We start from the raw sequence: 12,817 nt of genomic DNA on the forward strand, positions 1-12,817 counted from the left end.
AGTTCATTAAATCAAATTATCTTTTTATTACATGTATTAAATTATAATTTAGTATATTAACTTAATCAACTTTATTTAAAATATATCACTAAGCATTCCAGGTTTTAGACCTTTATCTCTTATTATCTGTATAATATCATCTAAACACTGAGTAGTTGCATAAGTTGGATGCATTAGTACTATACTACCATCTTTTATATCCTTTTTCTTTACTCTTTCTATTATAACATCTGGCTCTTTTCTATTATTCCAATCTATTGTATCAACATCCCATTTTATACTTGTGTATCCAAGTTCATTTGCTGCCTTCATAGTCCCCTCGCCAAATGAACCTGCTGGTGCTTGAAAAAATTTAGTTTCTTCATTTATTATGTCCTCTATTATTTTTTTAGAAGTTTTTATCTGCTCTAAATTTTCTTCATATGAAAGCTTTGCGTAATCTAAGTGTCTATGACCATGATTTCCTATTTCATGACCTTCACTTTTAAGTTTTAATAACATTTCTTGATTCTTTTCTGCCCATCTTCCTGTTACATTAAAGGTAATTTTTACATCTTCCTTTTTTAATACATCAAGTATTCCTTGTACATATTCAGTCTCCCAACCTAGGTCTACGTTGCAAGTTAATGCAACGTAGCCACTATTTTGTTTTGTACCTTGAGTATACGGAATATTTGCTTGATCCATAAATTCAAATGTAGGTTTAGTATCCTTATTTTTCATAAAAAATATTGCACTTGATAATAATGCAACTACTACTAATACCAACATAATGATTTTTTTCAATTTACTTTTGTTAAGTACCATCATTATCATTAAGGTTTCCTCCTATATGTATTATTGCTTGTTTATAAATACTATTATTAATTTAGGACAAATATGCAAAAAAAGTAGTGATTCCTCACTACTTTTATAAATATTTTATTTTCTTTTTGCCATACATTTTCTAATCTTAATCCAGTCATCTCCTGAAAATAAGGTTAATGCTAAGTCTGAAATAATTTCACATATATCTACTATAATATCCATAAAAATACCTCCTTAATACAATATGTTAAATTAATCACTATATGAGTCCAAATATATACGATAGAATCTTTTTTATTATAAGTAACCTATCTTTAGTATACTCATATTCTCAAATTTATAACTATATCTCCAGAATATATTTCTTCTATATTAATATTTATATTAAGTATGGGTATTCTCCTTGAATTTATAAAAAAATCTTATAAAAAATTAGCTTCGCTCATGTCGCCAACGACTTCGTCCGTTGCTTGAGCCACTGCGTGGGCGAAGTATTTCAAAATCTTTTTTACGCTCAAAACCAATTTATTGATATTACTTACATTCAGAATTTATCCACATTTTTTTAAGTATTATAATATCCTTAAGCGTTAAAAAAGAAGCCTTATAAAAGACTTCTCTTAGAATATTATTATTTTTCTTCTTTTTTATCTTTATCAGATTTTTCAGGCTTAGGTAATAATACTTTTCTAGATAAGTTTACTCTTCCTTTTTCATCTATTTCAGTAACTTTAACCTCTACTTCATCACCTATATTTAATACATCTTCAACTTTAGCTACTCTTTCGTGAGCTATATGAGATATATGAAGTAATCCTTCTTTACCAGGAAGTATTTCAACAAATGCACCAAAGTTCATTATTCTTGTAACTTTACCAGTATAAGTTTGTCCTACTTCAGCTTCAGCTACTATATCGTTTATTTTCTTTTGTGCAAGCTTTATCATATCAGCATCTATTCCTGCTATAAATACTTCTCCAGTTTGTTCTATATCTATCTTAACTCCAGTTTCCTCTATTATCTTAGTTATAACTTTTCCACCAGGTCCTATAACGTCTCTTATTTTATCTGGATTTATGTTCATTGTTATTATCTTAGGAGCATACTTAGATAATTCTGGTTTTGGAGCTGATATTGTTTTTCTCATTTCATTTAATATATGTATTCTACCTGCTTTAGCTTGAGTTAAAGCTCTAGTTAATATTTCTTTATCTATACCAGCTATCTTTATATCCATTTGTATAGCAGTTATACCTTTTTCTGTTCCTGCTACTTTAAAGTCCATATCTCCTAAGTGATCTTCCATACCTTGTATATCAGAAAGTACCGCCACTTTATCATCATGCTTTATAAGTCCCATAGCAATACCTGCTACCATATCTTTTAAAGGTACACCAGCATCAAGTAAAGATAATGTTGAACCACATACACTACCTTGAGATGTAGAACCATTAGAACTTAATACCTCTGATACTACTCTTATTGCATATGGGAATTCCTCTTTTGATGGAAGTACAGGCACTAAGGCTCTTTCAGCAAGTGCTCCATGTCCTATTTCTCTTCTTCCTGGTCCTCTTGATGGTCTAGCTTCACCAACACTATATGCTGGGAAATTGTAATGATGCATATATCTCTTACTTTCTTCTTCATCTAATCCATCTAATATTTGAACATCACCTAATGCTCCAAGTGTCGCTATAGACATTACTTGAGTTTGACCTCTTGTAAATAATCCTGAACCATGAGCTCTAGGTATAAATCCGTTATCACACCATATTGGTCTTATCTCTTCTAATCCTCTATTATCAGGTCTTATATTCTCATGTACTATTAATTTTCTTACTTCTTCTTTTATTATAGCTTGAAGTGTTTCTTCTATATCTACTCCGTAATCTTCTAATAACTCTTCGAACTTTTCAAATGTTTCAGCTTTAACAGCATCCATTTTTTCCATTCTTTCAAGCTTTTCTATAGTCTTTACAGCTTCTTTCATTTTGTCTGTAGCAAATTCACGAACTGCTTTTTCAACCTCTTCGTCAGCTTTAAATAGAACTACTTCCATTTTCTCTTTTCCAACTTCAGCAGTTATTTCTTCTATAAATGCTACCACTTTTTTAATTTCTTCATGCGCAAATAGTATAGCTTCAAGCATTAATGCATCTGGTATTTCTTCTCCACCAGCTTCAACCATCATTATAGCATCTTTAGTTCCTGATACTACTAGATGAAGAGAACTCTTTTCTCTTTGTTCTGCTGTTGGGTTAACAACAAATGCTCCATCAACTAATCCTATTAAAACAGATCCTGTAGGACCATTAAAAGGTATATCAGATATAGATAAAGCTATAGAGGACCCTATCATAGCAACTATGTCTGGTGTACAATCTTGATCTACTGATAAAACTGTAGCAACGACTTGTACATCATTTCTAAATCCTTTTGGGAATAATGGTCTTATCGGTCTATCTATAAGTCTTGACGTTAATATCGCCTTTTCTGAAGGCTTACCTTCTCTTTTTAAAAATCCTCCAGGTATTTTCCCTACTGAATATAATTTTTCTTCATAATCAACACTTAGAGGAAAGAAATCTATTCCATCTCGTGGTTTTGCTGATTTTGAAACATTTACCATAACCATAGTTTCCCCGTATCTAATTATGGCACTTCCGCTAGCAAGTTCTGCTATCTTTCCTATTTCAACAGAAAGCTCTCTTCCTGCTAAATCCATTGTAAATATTTTATGTTCAAACATTAAAGCTTGTACCTCCTCTTTTGCTAAAAACGCGTTTACTATCCTATGTATTATCTTATCAAAAATACTATGTTTTAACAATACAAAAGTAGCTTACTTACTTATCTTAATCATTATATGTATTATTTACACTTTATTTTAAAATTAGTCATATTCTAGTTAGAACAACTTATAGCAAGTATATCTGGACCAGTATGAGAACATATACAAGCTCCACCTCTAGTTATTAGTACTTTTTTAGCTTTTATTCTTTTTTGTACCTCTTTCTCAAGCTTTTCAAAATCTTTAAAATTATCCCCATATCCTATAGTAACAATTTTATCCTCTAAATTCCCATTATTTCTCTCTAATATCATATCAATAAGCTTACTTGCTAGGTTCTTACTTCCTCTAATCTTTTCTTCTAAATGCGCTTCTCCATCAGGGAATGAAAATACTGGTACCAAATTAAGAATATTTCCTATTATAGCAGTGGCTACAGATACCCTACCACTCTTTTTTAAATAGTCCAAAGTTTTAGGTGCAAAAAATAGCATTACACTTTCTCTAATAGAATCTAACTCTTTTATTATTTCATCTGGACTTAACCCTTCTTCTATTAAGTCACATGCCTTTATAACAAATTGACCACTTCCTAATGATAAACTCATAGTATCAAACATATGTATATCATTTCCCTTATCGCCCATATCATTTTTTGCAAGCATTGCACTTTGATATGTTCCTGATGATTTTGATGACCCATTTATACATATTATGCTGTAACCTTCATCTATATATTTGTTAAATAACTCACTGAACTGTATATATGTAGCTTGAGACGTTTTTGGTATTTCCTTGCTATTTTTTAAAACTTCATAATATTCCTCTTTACTTATATCTACTCCATCTTTGTATTCTTTGTCATTAAAAATTATAGTAAGTGGTACTACTTCTAAATATTCTTTATTTTGAATTTCTTTTGGAATATCACATAGACTATCGCATATTAATTTTATTTTCAAAGTCATCACCTCTATATAAACCTTTCTATATAATAGCTACAAATACCTTTTTATATAATAGCCATCAATATTTTTTATATAATATTAAAATTATAAAAAGCAGGTATTATTATACCTGCTTTTTATATAAAAGTAAAAAATTACTTTCTTAATCCTAATTTAGCTATTAACGCTCTGTATCCTTCAAGATCTCTATCTTTTAAGTAAGCTAATAAGTTTCTTCTTCTACCAACCATCTTTAATAGACCTCTTCTTGAGTGATGGTCTTTTTTGTGCATTTTTAAGTGGTCATTTAATTCATTTATTCTAGCTGTTAATAAAGCTATTTGTACTTCTGGAGAACCAGTATCTCCTTCAAATCTTCCGAATTCTTTTATTATTTCAGTTTTGTTCATCTTGAGTTACCTCCAATATATTTTATAATCGCCAATAACTAAGCATAGATTTGGAGCAATCATATGCCGAGTAATGGTTAATTAATTTACTTACTTATTGTATCATAATTTTTTCTCTTTTGCAAATATACTTTTCATATACATACCTAGTATCTTTTTGAAGCTGTTTTTTCAATTCTTCAATTCCATTAAACTTTTTTTCATCTCTAATTCGCTCTATAAATTCTATAGTTATAACTTTTCCATATATATTATCATTAAACTCTAGTATATTAGTTTCAATAGATAAATTATCTCCATTTACTGTCGGATTGTATCCTACATTTGTAGCTCCGTAGTATGTCTCTTCATCAATATATACTTTTGTGGCATATATTCCAACTTTAGGTATAATCATATCTTCATTTATACTTATATTTGCAGTTGGAAATCCTATTGTTCTTCCCAGTTGCTTTGAATATATAACTTCTCCGGATAATTTATAGTTTCTACCAAGGTAGTTAGATACATCTTCTACTCTACCATCTGAGATTAACTGTCTAATATAAGTACTACTAATTCTTATATCATCTAATTTTATAGGACTTACTATTTCTAATGAAAAACCATACTTATTAGATAATTCTTTTAGTAATTTTATATTACCTTCTTTATTTCTTGCAAAAGTAAAATCATGTCCAACTATTATGTTCTTAGCACATAATGTATCTAACAATATTTCTTTTACAAAATCATGTCCTGATATTTTTGTCATATACTCATTAAATGGTATGTTGATTATATAATCTATTCCCATAGACTTTAATATTTTTACCTTTTCTTCATTAGTTATTATATTCTTTATAGAATCTGGTCTAAAGTAATTAGCTGGATGATTTTTAAAAGTAAAAACAACACTACTCATATTATTTATCTTAGCATATTCTATTGCTTTTTTTATCAGTGCTTGATGTCCCCTGTGTAATCCATCAAAATTCCCGATAGTCACTACACTTTCTTTTATTGGCTCTATTTTTTCTATCGATGTTATAGTATCCATTTTGCATTCCCCGCTTAATTGAAATTTATACTATAAACAGTTTATCACTTTTTACACTTATAGTGTTATTTTTTCTTATTAACTTACCTATTCCAATAAATTCTTTTGAACTATAAACTCTTACAAATTCATCATTTTCATTAAAGTCTTTTTCTGTAAATCGTCTCTCATCTATTATGCCACCATTTATATAGTACTTTTCAGCATTTTCATGTATTTTTATTTTATTAAAATTAGTTAATACATAATCTATATCATATAAATAATTATCTAGCGTATTATTATCATTATATTCTTTTAACTCTTCAAGAGTTATACCATTTTCTAAGTTAAATTTACCTGATGATGTCCTAAGTAGGAAAGACATATGTCCTCCACATCCTAAAATTTTACCAATATCATAGCATATACTTCTTACATAAGTTCCTTTAGAACATTTTACATAAAACATTATTTTATCATCTCTTATGCTAAGTATATTAAGTTCTTTAATATGAACAGGTCTAGTTTTTAAGTTTATTTCATCTGCTCTTCCACTTCTAACTAAATCACACATTCTTTTACCATTTACTTTTAATGCAGAGTACATTGGTGGTAATTGATTTATATGACCTCTTTGAGTATCAAAAGCTTTTTCTATTTCGTCTTTTGTAAAACTAAAATTATCTACTTTTTCTAATATTTCACCTGATGAGTCATATGTATCTGTAGTTATACCTAAAGTTAGTTCACAAATATATGATTTATCTTTATTCAATATAAGTTCACTAACTTTAGTTGCCTTTCCTATACATATAGGTAATACCCCTGATGCATCCGGATCAAGGGTACCTGTATGTCCAACTTTTTTTGTATTTAAAATCTTTCTTACAGCACTTACTACATCATGAGATGTCATACCTGTAGGCTTTATAATATTTACTATCTTATTCATTTTTATCACCTTGTATTGCTTTTACTACAGCCTCGACTATCTTTTTCTTTGCATCTTCTATACTAGAGTAAATTGTACAACCTGCAGCTCTTATGTGTCCTCCACCATTAAAACTTTTAGCTATTTTACTTACATCTACATAGTTTTTAGATCTTAGGCTTATTTTTACTTCATTTTCTTTTTTTTCTTTTAGTAGTATTCCAACTTCAACACCTTCTATATCTCTAGTGTATGGTGTTATTCCATCTACATCATTAAAGCTTATTACATTTCTTTTTAACATTTCTTTAGTTATAGTTATACTAGCAATTTTTCCATCTACTACATCTAAAGTATTTAAAGCTTCACCTAATAATTTATAATAATTATATGGATTACTTTGAAATACTTTTTGAATTATAGTATCTTTTTTAGCTCCTTTTGATAAAAGTTCCTTTGCCATTTCAAAACTACTTGGATGAGTGTTTGAATATACAAAATTACCGGTATCAGTTACTAATCCAGTATATAAACATGTAGCTATATCTTCATCTATTATATTTATATTTTCTTTTTTTTCATATTCTATTAATAAATTATAAACTAACTCACAAGTTGATGATGCTTCAGTATCTATATAATTAAAATCACCATAATAATCATTACTTGCATGGTGATCTATACATATTATTTTCTTAGCATTATCTATTAATTTTTGACTTATGCACATTCTGTTTTTATCTCCACAATCAAGTGCTATTATATTATAACTATCTAAGTTGACTTCTTCTGATTTTAATATATTCATATTTTCAACTAAAAACTTTAAATTTTGAGGAGGATTATCATCTAATACATGGTAAACGTTTTTCCCTAATTTATTTAAAGTATAATACATCGCTAAAGTTGAACCTATATTGTCTCCATCTGGACTAATATGAGAAGTAACGATGAAATCATCGTTACTTCCTTTTAAGTATTTTATTATACTCTCTATATTATTCTTCATCAAATTCTTCCTCGTCAAATGAAGATGCAGTTGCTCCTTCATTAACTTTTCTTATTAAATGGTCCATATACATACCATTTTTAATAGAATCATCAACTTTAAATATTATTTGTGGAGTATGTCTAAGTTTAACACTTTTACTTACTTCTCTTCTTATATAATTTACTGCACTTTTTAATCCTAATAGTGTAGATTCTTCATCTCCACCTAGTATACTTACATAAACATATGCATAGCTTAAGTCATTTGTAACTTCAACATCAGTTACACTTACCATAGATGTTATTCTAGGGTCTTTTATTCCACTTATAAGCATTGAGCTTATAACTTTTTTTATCTCTTCTGCTATTCTCTTTGTTCTGTTGTATGATGCCATTAATATCGACCTCTTTTATATCTATTTTAATTTTCTTTCTACTTCTTTAGTTATATAAGCTTCTATTATATCGCCTTCTTTAACGTCATTGAAGTTTACAAAACTCATACCACATTCGTATCCTTGATTAACTTCTTTAACGTCATCTTTAAATCTTCTAAGAGCTGCTAATTGTCCTTCATGTATTATGAATCCATCTCTTACTATTCTTACTTTAGATCCTCTAAATACCTTACCGCTAGTTACATAACATCCTGCTATAGTTCCAACACCAGATAACTTAAATGTTTCTCTAACTTCAGCTTTTCCTGTATCTTCATCAACATATTCTGGATCTAACATACCAGTCATAGCTGCTTGAACATCTTCTATAGCTTTGTATATTATAGTGTACGTTCTTACATCTACACCTTCTTTTTTAGCAAGTACTTCTGCACTTGGAACTGGTCTTACATTAAATCCTATTATTATTGCGTTAGATGCAGTTGCAAGCATTATATCTGATTCAGTTACAGCGCCAACACCACCATGTATTACTCTAACTGCAACTTCTTCATTAGATAATTTTTCAAGTGATTGCTTAACTGCTTGAACAGAACCTTGAACATCAGCCTTTATAACTATGTTAAGTTCTTTAACTTCAGCATCTCCCATTTGAGAGAAGAAATCATCAAGACTCATTCTTTGGTTAGATTTTAACATTTCTTCTCTAGCCATTTGTTGTCTCTTTTCAGCTACTAATCTAGCAGCCTTATCACTTGGTACTGCAACAACTTGATCTCCACCTTGTGGAACTTCTGATAATCCTAGTATCTCTACCGCTGTAGAAGGTTCAGCAACTTTAACTCTCTTTCCTTTAGAGTTTATCATTGCTCTTACTTTACCACTAGCAACACCAGCAACTATTGGATCTCCAACTCTTAATGTCCCACCTTGAACAAGTACTGTTGCAACTGGTCCTCTACCTTTATCAAGTTGAGCTTCTATAACAGTACCAACCGCTCTTTTATTAGGATTAGCTTTTAATTCTTCCATTTCTGCAACTAAAAGTACCATTTCAAGTAAAGTATCTATACCTTCTCTTTTTAAAGCTGAAACTGGTACACATATAACATCTCCACCCCAGTCTTCAACTAATAATCCTTGATCAGCTAATTCTTGCTTAACTCTATCTTGATTTGCTCCTGGCTTATCTATTTTATTTATAGCAACTATTAATGGTACGTTAGCAGCTTTAGCATGGTTTATAGCTTCTATTGTCTGAGGCATTATCCCATCATCTGCAGCAACAACTAATATTGCCATATCTGTAACTTGAGCCCCTCTAGCTCTCATAGATGTGAAAGCTTCGTGTCCTGGAGTATCTAAGAATACTACTTTTTCTCCATTTACCATAACTTCAGAAGCACCTATATGTTGAGTTATTCCTCCAGCTTCACTTGAAGTTACATTAGTTTTTCTTATAGCATCAAGTAAAGAAGTTTTACCATGGTCAACATGTCCCATTACAGTAACAACTGGTGGTCTTTTTACTAAGTCTTCTTCTTTATCTTCTTCTTTATCTATTAAAGCATCTATTGCTTCTAATTCTTCTTCATCATTAGTTGATCCTTCAACTAATTCAAATCCATATTCACTAGCAACTAATGACCCAATTTCAAAGCTTATTTCTTGGTTTATTGTTGCCATTGTTCCCATTTTCATAAGCTTCATTATTATTTCAGATGCAGACTTATCTAATTTAGTGGCTAATTCTTGAACTGTTAATTTTCCATCTATAGCTATAGTATTTCCATTAGTTGCAGCTATTTCATCTCTTAGTATTTCTAATACTAATTCAACTTCATCTTCTTCTAGTTCAGAATCCTTATTTTCTGCATTTATTTCTAATTCTTTTAATTTAGCTAATACATCTTCATTAGACATTTTTAATTCGTTCGCAATTTGGTATACTCTTGTTTTTGACACAAGATCACCCCCTATTATATTTTTGATGTTTCCATTAATTCCAATATTTTATTGGCAAAATTTATGTCTTTAACTCCTAAAGCTGCTCTTGGAGCTTTTCCTATTGCACATCCTAGTTGCAATTTACTCGAGAAATATACATATGGCACATTTCTATAACTTGATTTATCTTTAAATAATTTTTTAGTATTATCTGATGCATCCTCTGCAACTATAACTAGATTAATATTACCTCTTTTTAGTTCAAGTAGCGTTGAATCATCTCCTGACACTATTTTCCCTGCACGAGTTGCAAGGCCTAAAAATGAGTATATTTTATCTTCATTAGTCTTCATATTTTTGTAGCTCCTCAAGTAGATTTTCATATACCTCGTTAGGTACTTCTATTTTAAATGCTCTATTTAAGGCCTTGGACTTTATTGCCTTTTTTAAACATTCAGCATCTTTACATATATATGCACCTCTACCGTTTGCTTTTCCTATTGGGTCTAAAAATATTTGACCTTCTTTATTTTTAACTATTCTTATTAACCCTTTTTTAGAATCTCTTTCTTGACAAGCTATACACTTTCTTTGAGGCACCTTTTTAGTTTTTTGCAAAGGTCATCCCTCCTTACTCTTGGTCTTGTTTTGCTTGTGATTCGCTTTTTATATCTATCTTCCAGTTAGTAAGTTTAGCCGCAAGTCTTGCATTTTGTCCTTCTTTACCTATAGCAAGTGATAATTGATAATCAGGAACTACTACTAAAGCAGACTTTTCTTCTTCATTAACTTCTACCTTTTCAACCTTTGATGGGCTAAGCGATGCAGATATATATTCAGCTGGGTTATCACTATACTTGATTATGTCTATTTTTTCATCTCCAAGTTCATCAACTATATTTTTAACTCTTGAACCTTTAGGACCAACACAAGCTCCTATTGGATCTATCTTTTCATCTATTGATTTAACTGCCATCTTAGTTCTTGAACCAGCTTCTCTTGACACAGATTTTATTTGAACTATACCTTCAAATATTTCAGGTACTTCAAATTCAAATAATCTCTTAACTAATCCTGGATGACTTCTTGATACTACTATTTGAGGCCCTTTATTAGTTTTCTTTACTTCTAATATATATACCTTTATTTTTTGTCCAGCTTGATAATGCTCTCCTGGTATTTGCTCTGCTTGAGTCATTATAGCTTCTATTCTACCTAAGTTTACATATACTATATTTTTATTTACTCTAGCTACTTCTCCTGTAACTATTTCATTTTCTTTATCCATAAACTCATTATATACTATTTCTCTTTCAGCTTCTCTTATTCTTTGAACAACAACTTGCTTTGCAGTTTGAGCTGCTATTCTTCCGAAATCTTTAGGAGTTACTTCATTTTCTATTATATCTCCTAACTCATAATTTGGACTTATTTCTCTTGCATCATTTAGTTCAATTTCAAGGAAAGTATCATATAAGTCAGATTCATCAACTACTACTCTTTGAGAGAATACTCTAACATCTCCTCTTTCTCTGTCAATTTCAACTCTAACATTTTGTGCTGAACCAAAGTTTTTCTTGTATGCTGTTAAAAGAGCTTGTTCTATAGTGTCTATAAGTATCTCTTTATCTATACCTCTGTCTTTTTCTAATTCATCTAATGCTTCCATAAATTCATGATTCATTGCTATTTTCCTCCATAATTATCTTTGACTAAAACTTTATTGCAAGTCTTATAAGTGCAACTTCTTTTCTTGTAAAATTGACTTCTTCGCCATCTATTATAACTTTTATATTATTATCTTCAGTTAATCCAACTAGTTCTCCTTCAAATTGTTTAGAACCATTTATTGGCTTATATAGTTTTATTTCAACATCTCTACCTTTATATCTTTCAAAATCTTTGTCTTTTTTTAATGGTCTATCAAGCCCTGGTGAAGATACTTCTAAGAAATAATTATCCTTTATAGGATCTTTTACATCTAGTATTTCACTTAGTTCTCTACTAACTGATTCACAGTCACTTAAAGATATACCACCTTCTTTATCTAGGTAAACTCTTAAGTAATATTCTCCAGCTTCTTTAACATATTCTATGTCTACGATTTCAAAGTTTTTAGCATCAACTATAGGTTGAACTATTTCTTCTATTGTAGCTTCTATACTTTTTCTCATTTGTGTTTCCCTCCTATTCAGTTGTAAATTTTTAAAACAAAAGAGTGAGCACTCCTGTCCCACTCTTAGTTTTTGCAATATATACTATTTTATATACTATAATACCATATATTAGTTTTTGTTGCAAATTTTAATTAACTCTAAATTAATCGTTTATTATTTATATCTAAATTTCTTTTTCTTTATAAATAATCATTACCCAATGTGCCATTGCATATACTATCCATTTTATATCTACTACATCTATGTTATCTTTATTTTCTTGTAAAAAATTATTAATCTTATCTTCTATACCTTCGTGGTAGTCAGTTATCATTTTAACTTTCATTTTGTAGCCTCCAATTGTATTAGAGTAACTTCTTACTTCAGTATATGAATTAAATATTAAAAATTTTACA

At 29.6% G+C, this 12,817-nt stretch carries 14 protein-coding genes; all 14 read right to left on the bottom strand.

Annotation, left to right across the window (positions count from 1 at the left end; translation table 11 throughout):
- Nucleotides 1-75: 75 nt before the first annotated feature.
- The 14 genes from CRIB_RS08350 to CRIB_RS08415 all read right to left on the bottom strand — a co-directional run bounded on the left by CRIB_RS08350 (nucleotide 76) and on the right by CRIB_RS08415 (nucleotide 12,747).
- On the bottom strand, nucleotides 76-816 hold the full coding sequence (locus tag CRIB_RS08350) for a polysaccharide deacetylase family protein (protein WP_180701931.1): 741 nt from the start codon (nucleotides 814-816) through the stop codon (nucleotides 76-78).
- 622 nt (nucleotides 817-1,438) lie between these two features.
- Nucleotides 1,439-3,559, bottom strand: a complete 2,121-nt coding sequence (gene pnp / locus CRIB_RS08355; protein ID WP_180701932.1) for a polyribonucleotide nucleotidyltransferase — start codon at nucleotides 3,557-3,559, stop codon at nucleotides 1,439-1,441.
- A gap of 155 nt (nucleotides 3,560-3,714) precedes the next feature.
- The gene (locus tag CRIB_RS08360) at nucleotides 3,715-4,563 is read right to left on the bottom strand and encodes a DegV family protein (RefSeq protein WP_180701933.1); all 849 of its coding nucleotides are present in this window, start codon (nucleotides 4,561-4,563) and stop codon (nucleotides 3,715-3,717) included.
- A 140-nt stretch (nucleotides 4,564-4,703) separates the two neighbouring features.
- Nucleotides 4,704-4,958, bottom strand: coding sequence for a 30S ribosomal protein S15 (gene rpsO / locus CRIB_RS08365; protein ID WP_071119784.1), 255 nt, complete (start codon nucleotides 4,956-4,958; stop codon nucleotides 4,704-4,706).
- 94 nt (nucleotides 4,959-5,052) lie between these two features.
- Nucleotides 5,053-5,997, bottom strand: coding sequence for a bifunctional riboflavin kinase/FAD synthetase (locus CRIB_RS08370; RefSeq protein WP_180701934.1), 945 nt, complete (start codon nucleotides 5,995-5,997; stop codon nucleotides 5,053-5,055).
- A 25-nt stretch (nucleotides 5,998-6,022) separates the two neighbouring features.
- The gene (gene truB / locus CRIB_RS08375) at nucleotides 6,023-6,931 is read right to left on the bottom strand and encodes a tRNA pseudouridine(55) synthase TruB (protein ID WP_180701935.1); all 909 of its coding nucleotides are present in this window, start codon (nucleotides 6,929-6,931) and stop codon (nucleotides 6,023-6,025) included.
- Nucleotides 6,924-7,919: a DHH family phosphoesterase gene (locus CRIB_RS08380; protein ID WP_243633502.1), complete on the bottom strand. Its 996-nt coding sequence runs from the start codon at nucleotides 7,917-7,919 to the stop codon at nucleotides 6,924-6,926. Before CRIB_RS08380 ends, truB begins: the two co-directional genes overlap by 8 nt.
- A complete protein-coding gene (gene rbfA, locus CRIB_RS08385; protein WP_180701937.1) occupies nucleotides 7,909-8,295 on the bottom strand; it encodes a 30S ribosome-binding factor RbfA in 387 nt (128 codons plus the stop codon). Before rbfA ends, CRIB_RS08380 begins: the two co-directional genes overlap by 11 nt.
- 21 nt (nucleotides 8,296-8,316) lie before the next feature.
- Complete coding sequence (gene infB, locus CRIB_RS08390; protein WP_180701938.1) at nucleotides 8,317-10,263, bottom strand: translation initiation factor IF-2; 1,947 nt, start codon at nucleotides 10,261-10,263, stop codon at nucleotides 8,317-8,319.
- A gap of 14 nt (nucleotides 10,264-10,277) precedes the next feature.
- On the bottom strand, nucleotides 10,278-10,598 hold the full coding sequence (locus CRIB_RS08395) for a L7Ae/L30e/S12e/Gadd45 family ribosomal protein (RefSeq protein WP_180701939.1): 321 nt from the start codon (nucleotides 10,596-10,598) through the stop codon (nucleotides 10,278-10,280).
- Entirely contained in the window at nucleotides 10,588-10,863 is a 276-nt protein-coding gene (gene rnpM, locus CRIB_RS08400; protein ID WP_071119777.1) for an RNase P modulator RnpM, read from the bottom strand. The genes CRIB_RS08395 and rnpM overlap by 11 nt, the downstream gene beginning before the upstream one ends.
- 13 nt (nucleotides 10,864-10,876) lie before the next feature.
- Nucleotides 10,877-11,929 carry a transcription termination factor NusA gene (gene nusA / locus CRIB_RS08405; RefSeq protein ID WP_180701940.1) on the bottom strand — a complete coding sequence of 351 codons (1,053 nt, stop codon included), beginning with the start codon at nucleotides 11,927-11,929 and terminating at the stop codon, nucleotides 10,877-10,879.
- A 28-nt stretch (nucleotides 11,930-11,957) separates the two neighbouring features.
- A complete protein-coding gene (gene rimP, locus CRIB_RS08410; RefSeq protein ID WP_180701941.1) occupies nucleotides 11,958-12,419 on the bottom strand; it encodes a ribosome maturation factor RimP in 462 nt (153 codons plus the stop codon).
- Between the two features lie 166 nt (nucleotides 12,420-12,585).
- Nucleotides 12,586-12,747, bottom strand: a complete 162-nt coding sequence (locus CRIB_RS08415) for a hypothetical protein (protein ID WP_180701942.1) — start codon at nucleotides 12,745-12,747, stop codon at nucleotides 12,586-12,588.
- Nucleotides 12,748-12,817 lie beyond the last annotated feature (70 nt).

The organism is Romboutsia ilealis (assembly GCF_900015215.1).
Taxonomy (GTDB): domain Bacteria; phylum Bacillota; class Clostridia; order Peptostreptococcales; family Peptostreptococcaceae; genus Romboutsia; species Romboutsia ilealis.

Coding starts and splice junctions, on each gene's coding strand:
- CRIB_RS08350 (WP_180701931.1), bottom strand. CDS start 816: ATGATAATGATGGTACTTAACAAAAGTAAATTGAAAAAAATCATTATG.
- pnp (WP_180701932.1), bottom strand. CDS start 3,559: ATGTTTGAACATAAAATATTTACAATGGATTTAGCAGGAAGAGAGCTT.
- rpsO (WP_071119784.1), bottom strand. CDS start 4,958: ATGAACAAAACTGAAATAATAAAAGAATTCGGAAGATTTGAAGGAGAT.
- CRIB_RS08370 (WP_180701934.1), bottom strand. CDS start 5,997: ATGGATACTATAACATCGATAGAAAAAATAGAGCCAATAAAAGAAAGT.
- truB (WP_180701935.1), bottom strand. CDS start 6,931: ATGAATAAGATAGTAAATATTATAAAGCCTACAGGTATGACATCTCAT.
- CRIB_RS08380 (WP_243633502.1), bottom strand. CDS start 7,919: ATGAAGAATAATATAGAGAGTATAATAAAATACTTAAAAGGAAGTAAC.
- rbfA (WP_180701937.1), bottom strand. CDS start 8,295: ATGGCATCATACAACAGAACAAAGAGAATAGCAGAAGAGATAAAAAAA.
- CRIB_RS08395 (WP_180701939.1), bottom strand. CDS start 10,598: ATGAAGACTAATGAAGATAAAATATACTCATTTTTAGGCCTTGCAACT.
- nusA (WP_180701940.1), bottom strand. CDS start 11,929: ATGAATCATGAATTTATGGAAGCATTAGATGAATTAGAAAAAGACAGA.
- rimP (WP_180701941.1), bottom strand. CDS start 12,419: ATGAGAAAAAGTATAGAAGCTACAATAGAAGAAATAGTTCAACCTATA.
- CRIB_RS08415 (WP_180701942.1), bottom strand. CDS start 12,747: ATGAAAGTTAAAATGATAACTGACTACCACGAAGGTATAGAAGATAAG.